General features: G+C 65.4%; 16 protein-coding genes and 1 pseudogene. 10 read left to right on the forward strand and 7 right to left on the reverse strand.

Annotation, left to right across the window (positions count from 1 at the left end):
* Both WAO18_RS12030 and hemE read right to left on the reverse strand, forming a co-directional pair.
* Nucleotides 1-599: FAD-dependent oxidoreductase (locus WAO18_RS12030; protein ID WP_422206504.1), on the reverse strand; the 599-nt coding region annotated here is incomplete at its 3' end.
* Entirely contained in the window at nucleotides 596-1,645 is a 1,050-nt protein-coding gene (hemE, locus tag WAO18_RS12035) for a uroporphyrinogen decarboxylase (RefSeq protein WP_422206505.1), read from the reverse strand. The genes WAO18_RS12030 and hemE, both read right to left, overlap by 4 nt.
* A gap of 116 nt (nucleotides 1,646-1,761) precedes the next feature.
* On the opposite strand from hemE, the gene WAO18_RS12040 reads away from it, so the two are divergent.
* The 3 genes and pseudogenes from WAO18_RS12040 (at nucleotide 1,762) to WAO18_RS12050 (ending at nucleotide 4,669) form a co-directional block, all read left to right on the forward strand.
* Nucleotides 1,762-2,574 (forward strand): enoyl-CoA hydratase/isomerase family protein, encoded by an 813-nt coding sequence (locus WAO18_RS12040; RefSeq protein WP_422206506.1) that lies wholly within the window; start codon nucleotides 1,762-1,764, stop codon nucleotides 2,572-2,574.
* Between the two features lie 154 nt (nucleotides 2,575-2,728).
* Nucleotides 2,729-3,363, forward strand: a pseudogene (locus WAO18_RS12045) (DUF3000 domain-containing protein).
* A gap of 1 nt (nucleotide 3,364) precedes the next feature.
* A complete protein-coding gene (locus tag WAO18_RS12050; protein WP_422206507.1) occupies nucleotides 3,365-4,669 on the forward strand; it encodes an HRDC domain-containing protein in 1,305 nt (434 codons plus the stop codon).
* On the opposite strand, the gene dxs is transcribed toward WAO18_RS12050, so the two are convergent.
* Nucleotides 4,650-6,569 carry a 1-deoxy-D-xylulose-5-phosphate synthase gene (gene dxs / locus WAO18_RS12055; RefSeq protein WP_422206508.1) on the reverse strand — a complete coding sequence of 640 codons (1,920 nt, stop codon included), beginning with the start codon at nucleotides 6,567-6,569 and terminating at the stop codon, nucleotides 4,650-4,652. The two genes, WAO18_RS12050 and dxs, sit on opposite strands and share 20 nt — an antisense overlap.
* 351 nt (nucleotides 6,570-6,920) lie before the next feature.
* Here dxs and WAO18_RS12060 point away from each other — a divergent pair, with 351 nt between their 5' ends.
* From WAO18_RS12060 to WAO18_RS12080, 5 genes are all read left to right on the forward strand, one after another.
* The gene (locus tag WAO18_RS12060; RefSeq protein WP_422206509.1) at nucleotides 6,921-8,222 is read left to right on the forward strand and encodes an SLC13 family permease; all 1,302 of its coding nucleotides are present in this window, start codon (nucleotides 6,921-6,923) and stop codon (nucleotides 8,220-8,222) included.
* Between the two features lie 28 nt (nucleotides 8,223-8,250).
* Nucleotides 8,251-8,694, forward strand: coding sequence for a CBS domain-containing protein (locus WAO18_RS12065; protein WP_422206510.1), 444 nt, complete (start codon nucleotides 8,251-8,253; stop codon nucleotides 8,692-8,694).
* A 115-nt stretch (nucleotides 8,695-8,809) separates the two neighbouring features.
* The gene (locus WAO18_RS12070; protein ID WP_422206511.1) at nucleotides 8,810-9,256 is read left to right on the forward strand and encodes a CBS domain-containing protein; all 447 of its coding nucleotides are present in this window, start codon (nucleotides 8,810-8,812) and stop codon (nucleotides 9,254-9,256) included.
* A 210-nt stretch (nucleotides 9,257-9,466) separates the two neighbouring features.
* Nucleotides 9,467-10,750, forward strand: a complete 1,284-nt coding sequence (locus tag WAO18_RS12075; RefSeq protein ID WP_422206512.1) for an SLC13 family permease — start codon at nucleotides 9,467-9,469, stop codon at nucleotides 10,748-10,750.
* Nucleotides 10,751-11,048: 298 nt separating this feature from the next.
* The gene (locus WAO18_RS12080; RefSeq protein ID WP_422206513.1) at nucleotides 11,049-12,356 is read left to right on the forward strand and encodes an SLC13 family permease; all 1,308 of its coding nucleotides are present in this window, start codon (nucleotides 11,049-11,051) and stop codon (nucleotides 12,354-12,356) included.
* 4 nt (nucleotides 12,357-12,360) lie between these two features.
* On the opposite strand, the gene WAO18_RS12085 is transcribed toward WAO18_RS12080, so the two are convergent.
* A complete protein-coding gene (locus WAO18_RS12085; protein ID WP_422206514.1) occupies nucleotides 12,361-13,575 on the reverse strand; it encodes a class I SAM-dependent RNA methyltransferase in 1,215 nt (404 codons plus the stop codon).
* Nucleotides 13,572-15,563 (reverse strand): APC family permease, encoded by a 1,992-nt coding sequence (locus WAO18_RS12090; RefSeq protein ID WP_422206515.1) that lies wholly within the window; start codon nucleotides 15,561-15,563, stop codon nucleotides 13,572-13,574. The genes WAO18_RS12085 and WAO18_RS12090 overlap by 4 nt, the downstream gene beginning before the upstream one ends.
* 106 nt (nucleotides 15,564-15,669) lie before the next feature.
* Between WAO18_RS12090 and WAO18_RS12095 the strand changes: the two genes are divergently transcribed.
* Together WAO18_RS12095 and WAO18_RS12100 are read left to right on the forward strand one after the other, a co-directional pair.
* The gene (locus WAO18_RS12095; protein ID WP_422206516.1) at nucleotides 15,670-16,338 is read left to right on the forward strand and encodes a potassium channel family protein; all 669 of its coding nucleotides are present in this window, start codon (nucleotides 15,670-15,672) and stop codon (nucleotides 16,336-16,338) included.
* On the forward strand, nucleotides 16,335-16,997 hold the full coding sequence (locus WAO18_RS12100) for a potassium channel family protein (protein ID WP_422206517.1): 663 nt from the start codon (nucleotides 16,335-16,337) through the stop codon (nucleotides 16,995-16,997). Before WAO18_RS12095 ends, WAO18_RS12100 begins: the two co-directional genes overlap by 4 nt.
* On the opposite strand, the gene WAO18_RS12105 is transcribed toward WAO18_RS12100, so the two are convergent.
* Entirely contained in the window at nucleotides 16,948-17,583 is a 636-nt protein-coding gene (locus tag WAO18_RS12105) for a DUF3159 domain-containing protein (protein ID WP_422206519.1), read from the reverse strand. The two genes, WAO18_RS12100 and WAO18_RS12105, sit on opposite strands and share 50 nt — an antisense overlap.
* Before the next feature lie 100 nt (nucleotides 17,584-17,683).
* A complete protein-coding gene (locus tag WAO18_RS12110) occupies nucleotides 17,684-18,052 on the reverse strand; it encodes an OB-fold nucleic acid binding domain-containing protein (protein ID WP_422206518.1) in 369 nt (122 codons plus the stop codon).
* Nucleotides 18,053-18,176: the final 124 nt, after the last annotated feature.

Consider the following 18,176-nt stretch of genomic DNA (forward strand, 5'->3'; position numbering starts at 1 on the left):
GCGTCGGTGATACTCGCGGCACCGGCGTCCAGACCTGCGGCCAGGGTCGGGGCCGCCGAGCGAAGTCCGATGGTCGCCGCCGAGCCGGCATAGACCCCGCCGAGCATCGGATCTACCGACCGGGCCACCGTTTGCTCGCCGAACCGGTCGGCGAGCAGGTCTGCGACAGCCGGATCACCGCCGGGTCGCCAGCTCAACGGTTGATCCGGTTCGGCGGCGATGCGGGCCAAGGTAGCGTCGTTGACCAGACCGACCATCGACTCCGCCGACGACGGGATGCCATTGAGGGTTCCGGCCGGCAGCGGGTGCAGGCGGTCCTGGCTGTAAATCAACGGACGCGCACCGGTAGTGCCGAGTTGGTCGTTCGCCAGGCCCAATTCGGCCAGCAGCGCGGGCATTTCGGGTCGGCGCACCACGAACGCCTCGGCGCCGACATCGACGGAGACTCCGCCGACGCGTTCGGTGCGCAGCACGCCACCGAGCCGGTCCGCCGGGTCGAACAGTGTGATGGTCGCCTCGTCGCCAGCGCTCTGCCGCAGCCGGTATGCAGCGGTCAAGCCCGAGATCCCGCCGCCGACAACACAATACGAGCGAATCATAGCGAGTGGATCAGCGCTACCAGGTCGGTGAGGATCGCGGGATCGGTTTCCGGCAGCACCCCGTGGCCGAGGTTGAAGATATGACCGGCCGCGCCGGCGTCTATTGCCCGCCGGCCGTCGTCGACCACCGCGCGCGCCGCCTGCTCGACCGTCGGCCAACCCGCCAGCAGCACCGCCGGATCGAGGTTGCCCTGCAACGCTTTTCCAGCTTCGACGCGGGCTGCGGCATCGACCAGCGAGGTCCGCCAGTCGACCCCGACGACCGTGGCACCGGCGGTCGACATGGCGCCGAGCAGCTCGGCGGTGCCCACGCCGAAGTGCGTCATCGCTACGCCGCGGTCGGCCAGCGTGGCGAACACCCGCGAACTGTGCGGCAGCACGTACCGCCGGTAGTCGGCCAGCGACAGCACACCGGCCCACGAATCGAACACCTGGATCGCATCCACCCCGGCATCGAGTTGTACCTGCAGGAAACCGATGGTCAGGTCGGCCAACTTCTCCATCAGCGCATGCCAGCAAGCCGGTTCAGCCAGCATCATGGCCTTGGTCCGGGCGTGGTTGCGGCTGGGCCCGCCCTCGACCAGGTAGGACGCCAGCGTGAACGGCGCGCCGGCAAAGCCGATCAGCGGAACATCTCCCAGTTCTCGCATCAGCAACGAGACGGCGTCCGACACCGGCTGAACACCGCGCGGGTCGAGCGGCCGCAGCGCATCGACGTCGGCGGCGGTGCGCACTGGCGCGGCGATCACCGGGCCGACGTCGGCGACGATGTCCACGTCGATGCCGGCGCCACGCAGCGGAACCACGATGTCGGAGAACAGGATTGCGGCGTCGACGTCATGGCGGCGGATCGGTTGTACGGTGATCTCGGCGATCAGCTCGGCGTCGAAGCAGGCTTCCATCATGGTGTTCTGCTTCCGCAGCGCGCGGTATTCCGGCAGGGAACGCCCGGCCTGCCGCATGAACCACACCGGCACCCGGTTCGGTTTGCGGCCGGTGGCCGCGGCCAGATACGGCGATTCGGGAAGCGCGCGACGGTCACTCATCAGGGTCAATGCTGCCACGACCCGCGCGCGCAGCCGACGGGTGCGGCGAGCAGCGCCCCGACCCGTGCGTAACGTCGTCGTCGTCAACGTCCGTGAGCCAGTGGTCAGGAGCCGGGATGCCAGTTCGCCACCCAAAAGTCAGCTATCAGGAATTCCCCAGCCTGCGAATCGAACGCGCTGACCACGGCGTGCTGCACCTGATCCTCGACGCGCCCGGGCTGAACTCGGTGGGGCCGCAGATGCACCGCGATCTGGCCGACGTCTGGCCGGCCATCGGTCGCGACGCCGACGTGCGCGCGGTGCTGGTCCGCGGCGAAGGCAAGGCGTTCTCTTCGGGTGGCAGCTTCGACCTGATCGACGAGACCATGGGCGAATTCGATGACCGGATGCGGATCATGCGCGAGGCCCGCGACCTCGTGCTCAACATGGTCAGTTTCGACAAACCGGTGATCTCGGCGATCAACGGCGCCGCGGTCGGCGCGGGCCTGGTCGTCGCACTGCTAGCCGACGTGTCGGTTGCGGGGCGAACCGCCAAGATCATCGACGGTCACACCAAGCTGGGCGTCGCCGCCGGAGATCACGCCGCCATCTGCTGGCCGCTGCTGGTCGGAATGGCCAAAGCCAAGTACTACCTACTCACCTGCGCGCCGCTGGACGGCGCCGAAGCCGAACGGATCGGGCTGGTGTCGCTGTGCGTGGACGACGACGAGGTGCTCGCCACCGCGACGCGCATCGCGGCGGAGTTGGCCCAGGGCGCGCAGTCGGCGATCCGGTTCACCAAACACAGCCTCAACCACTGGTACCGGAGCGCCGTACCCGCCTTCGAAACGTCCCTTGGCCTGGAGTTTTTGAGCTTCGGAGGACCCGACGTCCGTGAGGGCCTGGCCGCCCACCGCGAGAAGCGGCCGGCGCGGTTCACCTCCGACTGAGACAGCATGACAACGCCGTATCAACTCACCGATCCCCTACCCCGGCGACCCAAACGGCGCGCCTGTGTCCGCGCATCGACGGATAGGTCTAGCGTCAGACGCTGTGACCCGCCAGCAACGACGCGGAGCGGGGCGACGAACTACAGCGGCGCCCGTGACCTCGGCCGCCCGCGATCGGGGGCGGAGCGACGAGGAGGAGCGGCGCTTATGACGGCAGCCGAGCCGGCCCCATTTCGCGAAGCCGTAGCGGCCATGAGCGGAGCCACCGTCCGACCCGAAATCGAGCTGGGCCCCATCCGGCCACCGCAGCGGCTCGCGCCGTACAGCTATGCACTGGGCGCCGAGGTCAAACGCCCCGAGGTCGACATCGTTCCGGAGCGGTCTGACGGTGACGCGTTCGGCCGGCTGATCCTGCTTTACGACCCCGAAGGGGCCGACGCGTGGGACGGCACCATGCGGCTGGTGGCCTACATCCAGGCCGATCTTGATTCCAGCGAGGCGGTCGACCCGCTGCTGCCCGAAGTCGCATGGAGCTGGCTTGTCGAGGCGCTGGACGCGCGGGCCGAGCAGGTCACCGCGCTCGGTGGCACGGTCACTGCTACCAGCTCGGTGCGCTACGGCGACATCTCCGGACCCCCGCGCGCCCACCAGCTGGAGCTGCGCGCGTCGTGGACGGCGCTCACCACCGACATCGGTACTCACGTCGAAGCGTTCTGCGAGGTGCTCGAGCACGCGGCGGGGCTACCACCGGTCGGGGTGACAGATTTGGGCACCCGGTCGCGCGTTTGACATGGCCCCGGAGCCGACTGAAGCACCAACCGAAACGCCCGACGCCGCGGAACCTGACGTCACGCCGCTGCTTCATCCGTCCGACGGGGTGCCCGAGCTGTCCACCTCCACAAACGAGATCAAGGCCGCCGCGCAGTTGCTGGCCGGCGGCCACGGCCCGTTCGCGGTGGATGCCGAGCGGGCCTCGGGATTCCGATACTCGAACCGCGCGTACCTGATTCAGATCCGGCGGGCCGGCGCGGGCAGCGTGCTGATCGATCCGGTCAGCCATGGCGGCGACTCCCTGACCGTGCTGCGGCCCGTCGCCGATGTGCTGGCGGCCGATGAGTGGATTCTGCATGCGGCCGATCAGGATCTTCCGTGCCTGGCCGAGGTTGGGATGCGGCCGCCGGCGTTGTACGACACCGAACTGGCCGGGCGGCTGGCCGGCTTCGACCGGGTCAACCTGGCGGCGATGGCGCAGCGACTGCTCGGTGTGGGGTTGGCCAAGGGCCACGGCGCGGCGGACTGGTCGCGGCGCCCACTGCCGGCAGCGTGGCTCAACTACGCCGCGCTTGACGTGGAGGTGCTGATCGGCCTGCGCGAGGCGATCGCGGCCGTGCTCGAAGAGCAAGGCAAAACCGCCTGGGCCGCAGAGGAATTCGACTACCTACGGATCGCCGGCGGGCAGGTCCCGCCGACGACCCGCCGGGATCGGTGGCGCCGCACCTCAGGCATTCACCGGGTACGCAACCAACGCGCTCTGGCCGCTGTTCGTGAATTGTGGACGGTGCGAGACGAAATCGCGCAGCGCCGTGACATCGCCCCCGGACGAATCCTGCCCGACTCGGCGATCATCGACGCGGCGACGGCCGACCCTCAGACCCTCGACGATCTGATCGCGCTGCCGATATTCGGCGGACGTCGGCAGCGCCGCAGTGCATCCACCTGGTTGGCGGCGTTGCAGGCCGCTCGCGAAAACCCCGGACCCACAGAGGAAGCCGAACCACCCAACGGCCCACCGGTGCCGGCCCGCTGGGCTCGACGCAGGCCGGAGGCCGCGGCTCGACTCGACGCGGCCCGCGCCGCGTTGCGCAAGGTATCCGAGCGGGTCACGGTGCCGACCGAGAACCTGGTGACGCCCGATCTGGTCCGGCGACTGTGCTGGGACTGGGAACCCGTTGACGACGCGGCAGCGACGATCGACGAGTTTCTGACGGCCGGCCAGGCCCGAACCTGGCAACGCGAACTCGTGGTCCCGGTACTGGCCGCGGCCTTGCAACCGGCGCGCGCGGACAGCGTGGACGTCAGTCCAGATGTTCGGTGATCACGGTCCCTGATTCGACAGGGTCACCCGAGAGTGCGGCGATCCAGCCGGTAATGCGGCGGGACACGTCCTGGTCGGTCAGGCCGGCTTCGGCGAGTACCTCACCTCGCGAACCGTGATCGAAGAACTGTTGCGGCAGACCGACATCGCGGCATGGCACGTCGATCTCGGCGGCCCGCAACGCGGCTGACACGGCCGAACCGACGCCACCGGCCACCCCGTTGTCTTCCATCGTGACGACCACCTTGTGCGCCACCGCCAATTCCGCCACCGCGTCCGGGACGGGCAGCACCCAACGTGGGTCGATCACCGTCACGCCGATGCCCTGATCGCGCAGGCGCGCGGCCACCGATATGGCCATCGACGCGAACGGGCCGACCGCCAGCAGCAGCACATCGGCACTCAGCCCCTCGGTCGGCACTGCCAGTACGTCTACCCCGGAGTGTTGCTGTACCGCCGGAATGTCTTCGCCCACATCGCCTTTGGGGAATCTGATCACGGTGGGCCCGTCGCCGATGGCGAGCGCTTCACCGAGTTCCTCACGCAGGCGCGCGCCGTCTCTGGGCGCGGCCACCCGGATGCCTGGGACGATGTTCAGCATCGACATGTCCCACATGCCGTTGTGGCTGGGGCCGTCGCTACCGGTGACCCCGGCCCGGTCGAGCACGATCGTGACGGGCAGCCTGTGCAGCGCCACGTCCATCATGATCTGGTCGAACGCCCGGTTGAGGAACGTCGAGTAGATCGCCACGACGGGATGCATCCCACCCATCGCCAAGCCGGCCGCCGAAGTCATCGCGTGCTGCTCGGCAATGCCGACGTCGAACATCCTGTCCGGGAAGCGTTCTCCGAAGGCGGTCAGCCCGGTAGGCCCGGGCATGGCCGCGGTGATCGCGACGATGTCGCGGCGTCTGCTCGCCTGCTCGATCAGCGTTTCGGAGAACGTCGCCGTCCAACTCGGTCCCGGGACTTTGGTGGCCAGCCCGGTTACCGGGTCGATCACCCCGCAGGAATGCATCTGGTCGGCCTCATCGTCCTCGGCCGGGCCGTATCCCCTGCCCTTCTGGGTCACCACGTGCACCAGTACCGGACCGTGAAACCCGCGGGCGCGGCGCAGCGCGGCCTCTACGGCGTGCTCGTCATGGCCATCGACCGGGCCCATGTACTTCAGCCCCAGGTCGGTGAACAGCAGCTGCGGCGAAAGGGCGTCCTTCACACCGGCTTTGACGCTGTGCATGAACTGGTAAGCCAAATCGCCCAAGAGCGGCATCCCGCGCACCGCACTGCGGCCCCGCTCCAGCAGATGCTCGTAGCCGGGCTGCAGCCGCAGCATCCCCAGGTGGTTGGCCAGGCCGCCGAACGTCGGGGCGTAACTGCGGCCGTTGTCGTTGACGACGATCACCACCGGTCGCCGGGCCGCGGCGATGTTGTTCAGCGCCTCCCAGCACATGCCGCCGGTGAGTGCGCCGTCGCCGACCACCGCGACCACATGCCGGTTGCGATGCCCGGTCAGCTCGAACGCCTTGGCCAGGCCGTCGGCGTAGGACAGCGCGGCGCTCGCGTGACTCGACTCAACCCAGTCGTGTTCGCTCTCCGAGCGCGACGGATAACCCGACAGCCCATCCTTTTTGCGCAGCGTCTCGAAATCCGCGGCCCGGCCCGTCAGCATCTTGTGCACGTAGGCCTGATGACCGGTGTCGAAGACGATCGGGTCGTGTGGCGAATCGAAGACCCGGTGCAACGCCAGCGTCAGCTCGACGACGCCGAGGTTGGGGCCCAGATGGCCTCCGGTCGCGGCGACTTTATGGATCAGAAAATCGCGGATCTCGGCGGCCAGATCGCGCAGATCCGCCTGCGAGAGGTGCTGCAGATCGGCGGGCCCACGGATCTGTTCAAGCATCTCGCCAGTGTACGCAGAGCCGCCGGCCCGATGCGCGGACCTGCAGAGATACCCCGCCCCACGCTTACCACTCGCGCTTAGAAACAACACAGATAAGCCTGCTAGCGTAACGCCCCGGTGTGCCGGGAAGCCTGGTCGGCGTTGCTTCGTCGTGCTATTCGGGGGACTTCCTGCTACGACGGGCGATTCAGGAGTGCGGCATGACGTGCACGGTCGACGCGGCCGCGCTTTACGCGTGGACGTCAGGGTTCAACGGCGTGATCACGACCTCACGCCCATTGGCAGCGGCGCTCGCATCTTGAGGGCCGTGTCGATGCTGACCCAGGCGCGTGTGCGACGGCGGGGCTGCTGATGAGCAGCACCCTGATCCATGCCATCTACGCCTCGGCGGTATTCGTCGTCTGCTACGTGCTGATCACCACCGAGCGCTTCAACAAGACCAAGATCGCGCTGGCCGGCGCGACGCTGATGTTCTTCTTGCCGCTGATCAATTCCGACGAGGTCTTCTACGCCCGCGACACTGGGGTCAACTGGGACGTCCTGTTTCTGCTCCTGGGGATGATGATCATCGTCGGCGTGGTGCGTCAGACCGGTGCGTTCGAATATGTGGCGATCTGGTCTGCCAAGCGCGCCAAGGGATCCCCACTAAGGATCATGATCCTGTTGATTCTGGTCACCGCGCTCGGAACGGCCGTACTGGACAACGTCACCACGGTATTGCTGATCGCACCGGTCACCCTGCTGGTGTGTGACCGCCTTGCGGTCAACGCCGCGCCATATCTCATCATCGAGGCGATCGCGGCCAACATCGCCGGTGCGGCCACCCTGGTTGGGGACCCGACCAGCATCATCATCGGTACGGGAGCGCATCTGAGCTTCATCGAGTTCAGCGCGAACATGGCGCCGGCCGTGCTGCTCGTGCTTGTTGCCCTGATCGCGATCCTGCCGCGCTTGTTCCCGGGCTTCTTTGTGGTGGATCCCGAACGGGTCGCCGATGTCATGTTGCTGGACGAACGTGAAGCGATCCGTAACCCGAAATTGCTGCTCCAATCCGGGCTCGTCCTCACGCTGGTGTTCGCCGGTTTCGTCCTGCACCGGCAGATCCACATGGAACCGTCGCTGATCGCGATGGCCGGCGCCGGGATACTTGTCGTGATCTCCGGACTGGAACGTGAGTTCTACCTGGCCAGCGTCGAATGGGAGACGCTGCTGTTCTTTGCGGGACTGTTCGTGATGGTGGGGGCGCTGGTGAGGACGGGTGTCATCAAGGAGTTGGCGCAGGTCGCGAGCCACGTCGCACAGGGCGATGCCTGGAAGGCGACGATCCTGATCCTCACGATCTCCTTCACGTTGGGCAGCTTCATCAACAACGTTCCGTACGCCGCCGCGATGACACCGATCGTCGGACAATTCGCCGACTCGATCCCCGGGCATGCAAGTTCAGGCGTGCTGTGGTGGGCGTTGTTGCTGGGCACCGTGATGGGCGGCAACCTCACTCCGGTGGGCGCCAGCGCGAACATCGTCGCGGTCGGGATCGCGAACCGCTCGGGGCATCCCGTTTCGTTCTGGGACTTCACCAAACGAGGCGCGGCTGTCACCGCAATGTCGTTTGTGCTTTCCCTCGGCTATCTGTGGCTGCGCTACTTCGCCTAGAGCCACAAGTTGGTCGTATGGTGGCTCTGTGCGAGCAGAGGACCTCGACGAGCAGTTTCTCATCGTGGCGGTGGATTCTGACGCCATCGACGCCGCCCGAATGATCGCCGAGCACGGCCTGCCGGGACTCGTCGTTGCCGACGCGTCTCACAAGCCGTGCGCGGTCATTCTGGCGTCCGAGATGCTGCGTTTTGTTCTGCCGAGGTACGTCCAGGACGACATCACGCTGGCCGGTGTCCTGGGTGCCGCACTGGCCGACAACGCCGGCGAGAATTTGGCGGGTAAGACAGTGGGGGATTTGCTACCCAAGAATCCGCGTGCAGTCCCCTCGGTCAATACACGCGACGGTGTCATCAAGGTGGCCGCCGAGATGGCGGAGCAGCGAAGTCCACTAATCGCCGTGATGGAAAAGGGGAAGTTGCACGGTGTGATCACCGCCCCACGCCTGCTGGCGGCGGCCCTCAAATCCTGACCGGCGCTTCGGCCCACACATTCACCGCGTTCGAAAATCGTTCCGAACGCAACCTGAGAATACGCTTACACCCATCCAGCTAACTGAAAGGTCTCAGCGGAAGTATTGTGGCGGTGTGCGGGCAGAGGATCTCGACGAGAAGTTCCCAGTTGTAAAAATCGACTCGAATGCGCTCGATGCGGTTCGTCTGCTCGCTGAGCACCGGCTGAATGGATTGGTGGTCGTCACCGACAACTCCGAAACGCCGTTTGCCGTGCTACCGGCATCTCAAGTCGTGCGTTTCATCGTGCCGGGCTACGTGCAGGATGACCCCGGACTGGCCAGCGTGGTCACCGAGTCGATGGCCGATCACGCCGCCGAGAAGCTGAGCGGCAAGACCATCCGCGACATGTTGCCTAAGCAACGCCAGCACATCCCGGTGGCCGAAGCCGACGACACCATTATCGAGGTGGCCGAGGTCATGGCGCGACTTCGCAGCCCGCTGGTCGCCGTGGTCAAAGACGGCAAGTTGCACGGGGTGATCACCGCCTCACGCCTGCTGGCAGCCGCATTGAAGGAGTGACCAGGCATCAAGCGCGCCTGACGATTTCGTAGTGTCCGGCGCTTCGAAGCCATGCACCAGTCGGCCGCCAGGCTCGCCATGAAGGTCGACCGACGCTGTTATAGGCTTCGGTGACTATGGCGGAATCCGGCAAGCCGCGTGGGGCGATCATCACATCGCGGCTGTTGGCCGAAACCCTGAAACGTTGATCGGGCGTCCGGGGCGGCGTCGATGACCTACTTCGCGATCGCCGTGTTCGTTGCCGCTTACGCGGCCATCATCAGTGAGCGTTTCAACAACGCCACCGTCGCGCTGGTCGGCGCAGGCTCGATGATCCTGCTACCGGTGATCGAGTCCCACGATGTTTTCTACTCGCAAGCCAGCGGAATCGACTGGGACGTCATCTTTTTGATGCTTGGCATGATGATCATCGTCAGCATCTTGCGCCAGACCGGGGTATTCGAATTCGCTGCGATCTGGGCTGTTAAGCGCGCCAACGGATCACCGCTACGGATCATGATCCTGTTGACGCTTGTCATGGCGGTGGCTTCGGCCGTGCTGCCTAACGTGGTGTCGGTGTTGCTGGTCGCCCCGGTGACCTTGCTGGTGTGCGATCGCCTGGCGATCAACCCGGTCCCTCTCCTGATGGCCGAGGTGTTCGCCTCCAACATCGGCGGCACTGCCACATTGGTCGGCGATCCACCCAACATCATCATTGGCGCGCGCACTGGACTGTCGTTTAACGCCTTCTTGTTCAACATGGCCCCTATCGTGATCATCGTCATGCTCATCTTCGTGGCGCTGATGCCGTTCCTGTTCCGCGGCATGTCTGCGGTGGATCCCGAGCGAATCGACGACGTCATGGCAGTAGACGAGCGCGAAGCCCTTCAGAACCGCCCATTGTTGATCAAATGCAGCGCGGTGATGGTCGCCGTGTTCATCGGGTTCATCGTCTCCGACGCCATCCACCTTCAGCCGTCACTCGTGGCGCTACTGGGCGCCGGCATCCTCATTCTCGTCTCCGGATTGGAACAGTCGGATTATCTGGCCAATGTCGAGTGGGACACGCTGCTGTTCATGGTCGGCCTGTTCATCATGGTCGGTGCGCTATTCAAGACCGGCGTTATCAAGACACTGGGCCAGATGGCTGCCAACGCCACCGGTGGCAATGTGCTGGTCACAACGATGCTGATCCTGTGCGTGTCGATGCTGCTGTCTGGGATCATCGACAACGTCCCCTACGTCGCGACCATGACACCCATCGTGAATCACCTGGCTTCGGTCACTCAGTCGCACCACAATGTGATGTGGTGGTCGCTGGCGCTCGGTGGCGACTTGGGCGGCAATCTCACCGCCATCGGATCCAGCGCGAACATCGTGATGATCGGCATCGCACTGAAATCGGGCAACCCCATCTCGTTCTGGGAATTCACCCGCAAGGGGGCGGTGATCACCGCCGTGTCTACCGTGCTCTGCGGGCTCTACCTATGGCTGCGCTACTTTGTCCTGAGCTGAGGGGTCGACAACATGCGACATCTCCATCCGTTCAGCGGTCCGTACAGCAAGAGAGCGTAAAGATTTCACGGCTTGAGTGGGCGAACGCGTGCCGCTGATCGATAATGCGTACGGCCGATCAGGACGTCGAACGCCGAGCGAGTCGGCCCACAGGTTGCTACAGGCTTCGTGCGTGCGGAGGAAATGTCAGTGGTCGACGCTGGTAACGCCGTCACCGAGTCCTCCGAGGTCATCTCGGGGATGGGCAGCCCGCTAACGAGGGTGGACAAAATTTGACGAGACATCAGGGGCTGCGGCGATGACGGCAACCGCAATCCAGATGTACTTCGCCGTCGCAGTGTTCGTCATCTCCTACGCGTTCATCATCAGCGAACGGTTCAACAAGACCACGGTCGCGCTGGTCGGCGCGGGACTGATGATAATTTTGCCGGCCATCGACGCGCCCGACGTGTACTACTCCCAGGAAACCGGAATCGACTGGGACGTCATCTTTTTGATGCTGGGCATGATGATCATCGTCAGTATTTTGCTTCAGACCGGAGTGTTTGAATACGCCGCGATTTGGGCTGCCAAGCGCGCCAACGGGTCTCCAGTGCGCATCATGATCTTGCTAACCCTGGTCATGGCTTTGGCGTCAGCGCTGCTGCCAAACGTCGTCTCGGTACTCTTGATAGCGCCGGTCACGTTGCTGGTGTGTGACCGGCTGGCTATCAACCCGGTCCCGATGTTGATCGCCGAGGTGTTCGCCTCCAACATCGGCGGTGCCGCAACGTTGGTCGGTGACCCACCCAACATCATCATCGGAGCGCGTAAAGGCCTGTCGTTCAATGCCTTCCTAGTCAACATGGCGCCGATCGTGATCATCATCATGCTGGTCTTCGTCGCCGTTTCGCCGTTGCTGTTTCGCGGGTTCGCCACAGTCTCCCCCGAACGGGTCGCTGACGTGATGTCGCTGGAAGAGCGCGAGATTCTGCGCGATAGCCGGCTGCTCGTCAAGTGCGGCGCGGTTATGGGCGTGGTGTTCGTCGGGTTCATCGTGTCCCCCTCGATCCACGTTCAGCCGTCGCTGGTGGCGCTGCTGGGTGCCGGTGCCCTCATCCTGGTGTCCAGGATGGAGAAGTCGGACTATCTGGCCAGCGTCGAGTGGGACACCCTGCTGTTCATCGTCGGGCTGTTCATCATGGTGGGCGCACTGCTCAAGACCGGCTTCATCAAACGCCTGGGTGAGTTGGCAGCTGGCGCGACCGAGGGCAACGTGCTTTTCACGACCCTGCTAATCCTGGCTGTGTCAACACTGGCATCGGGCCTGATCGACAACGTCCCCTATGTGGCCACCATGACACCGATCGTAACCCATCTGGCCTCGTCCACGCCGCATCAGGAACACGGCAACGTGTTGTGGTGGTCGTTGGCACTAGGCGGCGACTTGGGCGGCAACCTCACCGCCGTGGGATCCAGCGCCAACATCGTGATGATCGGCATCGCGCTGAGGTCCGGCTATTCCATCTCGTTTTGGGAGTTCACCCGGAAGGGCATCGTCATCACGGCAATCTCCACGGTGCTGTGCGCGCTCTATCTGTGGCTGCGGTACTTCGTCCTCGCGTAGACCCTCAGCGGGTCAGCAGCGCGACGCACTCGATGTGATGGGTCAGCGGGAACGAGTCGAATACCTCGATGTTGTTCACCGCGTACCCATGACCCTGATACAGGCCGATGTCGCGAGCGAATGAGGCTGCCTCACAACCGATATGAACGATCCGTGGAACCTCGGCCGCGGCCAGCAGATCGATCACCTCGTGTCCGGCGCCACCGCGCGGCGGATCCAGCACAGCCACATCGGCACCGCCGCGTTGCGCGGTCAGCGCCCGGCGCACCGAATCGGTGATCACGCTCACCTGTGGCAAATCGGCCAGCGTGGCACGGGCCGCTCGCGTTGCCGCCCGCGAGCTGTCGACGCTGACCACCTGCCCCGACTCCCCTACCGCGTCGCCCAGGACCGCGGCAAAAACCCCTGCGCCGCCGTAGAGATCCCACGCCGTCATGCCAGGATCCGGCCGGGCCCACTCGCCCACCAGGCCGCTGTAGGTTCGAGCCGCGTCGCGGTGGGCCTGCCAGAAAGCCGTCACCGGGACCTGCCAACTGTGCCGCCCGGCTCGCTGCACACCCTGGTAGCTGCCCTCGACCACATCCGTCGAATTACGCCGGCCCTGCCGCACCGTGCGTGCCACATGCCGCTGACCGTCGTCGTCGACCACGACATGCAGGTGCGCGCCCGGCGGCCACGCGACGTCGGTCAGACCGTCGACCATCCCGGCCGTGAGCTGACCGCAGTTGAGATCGGTGACCAGTTCATCGCTGTGGTAGCGATGAAATCCCGCCCGGCCGTCAGCCCCGACGTCCAGCCTGATTCGGGTACGCCAACCTGTCGGGCCGGCGGCCGAGATCGGCTGGACTGCGTCGTTCCACTGGTAATTGCCAAGGCGGGCAAGCTGATTAGATACCACTTCGGCTTTCAGCCCGCGCGCCGCCGCTGGGTCGACAAAGGCCAGATCGCAGCAGCCGGCGCCGTCTACACCGGCGATCGGGCACAGCGAATCGGTCCGGTCGGCGGACGGTTCGATCACCTCGACCGTCTCGGCGTGCCAATACGACCCCCGATCGGCGGTGACCCGGACCCGCACCCGTTCGCCGGGTAACGCATAGCGGACGAACACCACCCGGCCGTCGTGGCGGGCCACGCAGCTGCCCCCGTTCGCGGGGGCGCCGACGGTCAACGTCAGCTGCTCGGTGGCCGGTGGTGGCGCTGCAGTGGATTCCGAGGTCAATCGAATATCCCTCGACGGGCATCACCGGGAGCAGCGTGCGGTTGCATCGTCTTGAGCCGCTCGGATGAACTGAGTTGCCAGGGAACCGACGTCACCATCACTCCGGGCATGAACAACAACCGGCCTTTGAGCCGCAACGCGCTCTGGTTGTGCAGCACGTGCTCCCACCAATGGCCGACCACGTATTCGGGGAGGAAGACCGTCACGACGGTGCGCGGCGATTCCTTGCTCACCCGCTTGACGTAATCCAGTATCGGGCGGGTGATTTCGCGATATGGCGAAGCGATGACCTTCAGCGGCACGCTGATATTGCTTTCTTCCCAGCGGCGGACCAGCGCACGGGTTTCCACGTCGTCGACGCTCACCGTCACGGCCTCCAGCACGTCGGGTCGCGTCGCACGCGCATAGGACAGCGCTCGCAGCGTCGGTAGATGCAACTTCGACACCAGCACGAGGGCGTGGTTGCGGCTGGGCAAGACGACATCTTCGTCGTCTGCCTGCTGCTCGATCTCCCGGGTGACCGTGTCGTAGTGCTTGCGGATCAGCTTCATCACCGCGAACAGCAACGTCATGGCGACGACGGCGATCCACGCTCCGGCCAGGAACTTTGTGATCGCTACGATGAAAAGCACCGTGCCGGTGGCCACGAACCCGATCGTGTTGACCACCCGGGAGCGCATCATCGTTCGCCGCACCGCCGGGTCGGTCTCGTTGCGCAGCAGCCGAGTCCAGTGCCGGACCATGCCGATTTGGCTCAACGTGAAGGAAATGAACACCCCGACGATGTAGAGCTGGATCAGCGCGGTGACTTGCGCGCGGAACGCGATGATCGCGGCGAGGGCCGCCACCGCCAGGAACACGATGCCGTTGGAGAACGCCAACCGGTCACCGCGGGTATGCAGTTGGCGCGGCAGGTAACTGTGCTGTGCCAGCACCGAACCCAACACCGGGAACCCGTTGAACGCCGTGTTGGCCGCCAGCACCAGGATCAACGCGGTCACCACCGCGATCAGTAGAAACCCTATGTGGAAGCTGCCGAAGACGGCCTGTGCGATCTGCGCGACGAGCGTCTTCTGCTGATAGCCGGGCGGGGTACCGGTGAGCTGCGTGGCGGGATTGTCGACGATCTGGACCCCGGTCTCTTTGGCCAGCAGGATGATGCCCATGAACAGGCTTACCGCGATTGTGCCCAGCATCAGCAGCGTGGTTGCCGCATTGCGCGACTTGGGCTTTCGAAACGCCGGCACTCCGTTGCTGATCGCTTCGACACCGGTCAGCGCCGCACAGCCCGACGAGAACGATCGCGCCACCAGGAACACCAGCGCGAAGCCGACGATCGAGCTGCGTTCGGCGTGCATGACAAACCCGGCGGATTCGGCCCGGATCGGCTCGTCCAGCACGTAGATCCGGAACAGGCCCCAGGCCAGCATGAGCCCCACGCCGGCGATGAATGCGTAGGTCGGGACGGCGAAGGCGACCCCAGATTCGCGAATACCGCGCAGGTTCAACGCCATCACCAGCAGGATCGCGCTCACGCAGAACAGCACCTTGTGGTTTTCCACGAAAGGGATCGCGGATCCGATGTTCGACATGGCCGATGCCGTCGAAACAGCCACCGTGAGAACGTAATCCACCATCAGCGCGCTCGCCACGGTCAGGCCGGCATTGGGCCCGAGGTTTGTGGTGACCACCTCGTAGTCGCCGCCACCGGAGGGGTAGGCGTGCACGTTCTGTCGGTAGCTGGCCACCACGACCAGCATCACCGCCGCCACCGCGACGCCGATCCACGGTGTCAGCGAATACGCCGCGAGGCCTGCCACCGAGAGCGTGAGAAAGATCTCCTCGGGGGCGTACGCCACCGACGAGAGTGCATCGGAAGCGAACACCGGCAGGGCGATCCGCTTGGGCAGCAGAGTGTGGCTCAGCCGGTCGCTGCGAAACGGCCGACCCAGAACCAATCGACGCGCCGCCGTCGAAAGTTTGGACACGAGAGCCAAGAGTAAGCGCAACCGCGCCCGCCGGTACGGTTCCGTAGACCAGAATGTCTCCCAAACCGGCTGGCCACTACGGCTGGTCAGGTCGAGAGGACCTCAAGTGCGAGTGGTTGTGATGGGGTGCGGTCGGGTGGGCTCGTCGGTTGCGGACGGATTGTCGCGGATCGGGCACGACGTCGCGGTGATCGACAGTGACAGCACCGCGTTCACCCGGCTGAGTCCCGATTTCGCCGGTGAACGCGTGCTTGGTCTGGGATTCGACCGGGATGTGCTGCTGAGGGCGGGCATCGAGGAGGCCGACGCGTTCGCCGCGGTGTCATCCGGCGACAACTCGAACATCATCTCGGCGCGGCTGGCCCGGGAAACCTTCGGCGTGCGGCGGGTTGTCGCGCGGATCTACGACGCCAAGCGCGCCGAAGTCTATGAGCGACTCGGCATCCCCACCATCGCCACCGTGCCGTGGACGACCGATCGCTTGCTCAACGCGCTGACCCGCGAAGGCGAAACCACCAAGTGGCGGGACCCGACCGGGACCGTCGCTGTGGTCGAAGTGGCGTTGCACGAAGACTGGGTGGGTCACCCGGCCGCCCATCTGGAGAAGGCCACCGGGGCCCGGGTGGCCTTCCTGATCCGATTCGGTACCGGCGTGCTTCCCGAGCCCAAGACGGTCATCCAGGCCGGCGATCAGGTCTACATCGCGGCGATATCCGGACACGCGGGCGAGGCTTTGGCGATTGCGGCGTTGCCGCCGAGTGAGGACTTGGAATGAGAGTCGCTATCGCAGGCGCCGGCGCGGTCGGCCGCTCAGTGGCCCGCGAGCTGATTGAGAACAAGCACGAGATCACGCTGATCGAGCGCAACCCCGATCACATCGACGTCGACGCCATCCCGGCTGCGCATTGGCGGCTCGGGGACGCCTGCGAGGTGAGCATGCTGGAGTCGGTGCGGCTACACGAATTCGACGTCGTGGTGGCGGCCACCGGCGATGACAAGGCCAACGTGGTGCTCAGCCTGCTGGCCAAGACCGAATTCGCGGTAGCCCGGGTGGTGGCCCGGGTCAACGACCCCCGCAACGAGTGGCTGTTCACCGACGCCTGGGGCGTCGACGTCGCGGTGTCCACCCCGCGGATGCTGGCGTCTTTGATCGAGGAGGCCGTCGCGGTCGGAGACCTGGTGCGGCTGATGGAGTTCCGGAAGGGTCAGGCCAACCTGGTCGAGATCACGCTGCCCGACAACACCCCGTGGGGCGGCAAACCGGTGCGCAAGCTGCAGCTGCCCCGAGATGTCGCGCTGGTGACGATTCTGCGCGGGCCCCGGGTGATCGTGCCGCAGGACGACGAGCCGCTGGAAGGTGGCGACGAGCTGCTGTTCGTCGCCGTCACCGAGGCGGAAGAGGAGCTGCGCCAGCTTCTTCTGCCGGCGAAGTGACGGCTACGCCGTCGATCGCGCGCTGTGCGGCCCTGATCGCCAGGAAGGTCACCAGCGCCGCCACCGCGGCCAGCGGCCAGCCCATCGCGATCCGGGCCACCACCAGCCAGCCCTCGTGGTTGGTGTCGTAGAGCACCCGCTGAACCACGAAGCGGGCGGCGAACACCAACACCCAGGTGAAGGTGGCGACGTCGAACGCATAAACCGCGCGGCGTACGGTGCGCCAGCCGCCATCGTGCCCGTGCAGCCAGGTCCAGATGTAGCCGACAACAGGCCGGCGGATCAGGATCGATACCGCGAAGATGGACGCATATATCAACGATGTCCAGATGCCGAGCAGGAAATAGCCTTTGGACTCACCGAGCAGGTAGGCGATCAGCACGCAAACGGCGACGCCGATCAACCCGGACACCGCCGGCTGGACGGACTCACGGCGGATCAGGCGCCACAGCAGGATCAGCGTGGCGACCCCGAGGGCAGCGCCCGACGCTGCAGCCAGGCCCAGCAGCCGCGAGGTGCCCACGAAGACCAGCACAGGCAGCGACGAGTAGATGATCCCCGCAACGCCGCCGAGTTGTTCCATCATCCGTTCGGCCGGAGTGCGGTCGACGTCCGCGGTCACTACCTCGCCGTCGACGGCGTCAGCCGTGTCACCGGCGTCTGTCGCACGATTCACCGAGCGCGCCTCACCGCTGAATTTCGTAGTGCGGGTTGTAGATTGCCTTGCTGCCGTTCTCCAGCTTGCCGAGCCGGCCCTGGACGCGCAGCGTACGGCCCGACTCGATGCCGGGAATCCTGCGCTGCCCCAACCACACCAGTTCGACGGTGTCGGTGCCGTCGAACAGTTCTGCGCGGACCCCGTCGGCGCAACCCTTGCCGTTGCATTCCACGCTTCGCAGTATTCCGACCACGGTGACCTCCTGGCCGCGCTCGCAGTCGATGGCCCGCTGCGCGCCGGTGGTCACCGCCTCGTCGCACAACTCCTCGGCATCACGCTGCTGGGGGTCCTCCGTCAACCGACGGGTAAGCCGGCGCAGATAACCTTCCGCCGCCATCGCCTCTCCTGAGCGTCCTCGTTGGTTCACACCGGATCCGCTAATGCTGATCCTTTAAGCCCAACGGTCACCGTAGACCCAATGGTTCCCCAATGCCACGCGGCGCCCGGGCAGTATCTAGGGG

Origin of the sequence: Mycobacterium sp. (assembly GCF_049278535.1) — a bacterium.
Classification (GTDB): Bacteria; Actinomycetota; Actinomycetes; order Mycobacteriales; family Mycobacteriaceae; genus Mycobacterium.

Coding starts and splice junctions, on each gene's coding strand:
- hemE (WP_422206505.1), bottom strand. CDS start 1,645: ATGAGTGACCGTCGCGCGCTTCCCGAATCGCCGTATCTGGCCGCGGCC.
- WAO18_RS12040 (WP_422206506.1), top strand. CDS start 1,762: ATGCCAGTTCGCCACCCAAAAGTCAGCTATCAGGAATTCCCCAGCCTG.
- WAO18_RS12050 (WP_422206507.1), top strand. CDS start 3,365: ATGGCCCCGGAGCCGACTGAAGCACCAACCGAAACGCCCGACGCCGCG.
- dxs (WP_422206508.1), bottom strand. CDS start 6,569: ATGCTTGAACAGATCCGTGGGCCCGCCGATCTGCAGCACCTCTCGCAG.
- WAO18_RS12060 (WP_422206509.1), top strand. CDS start 6,921: ATGAGCAGCACCCTGATCCATGCCATCTACGCCTCGGCGGTATTCGTC.
- WAO18_RS12075 (WP_422206512.1), top strand. CDS start 9,467: ATGACCTACTTCGCGATCGCCGTGTTCGTTGCCGCTTACGCGGCCATC.
- WAO18_RS12080 (WP_422206513.1), top strand. CDS start 11,049: ATGACGGCAACCGCAATCCAGATGTACTTCGCCGTCGCAGTGTTCGTC.
- WAO18_RS12100 (WP_422206517.1), top strand. CDS start 16,335: ATGAGAGTCGCTATCGCAGGCGCCGGCGCGGTCGGCCGCTCAGTGGCC.
- WAO18_RS12105 (WP_422206519.1), bottom strand. CDS start 17,583: ATGATGGAACAACTCGGCGGCGTTGCGGGGATCATCTACTCGTCGCTG.
- WAO18_RS12110 (WP_422206518.1), bottom strand. CDS start 18,052: ATGGCGGCGGAAGGTTATCTGCGCCGGCTTACCCGTCGGTTGACGGAG.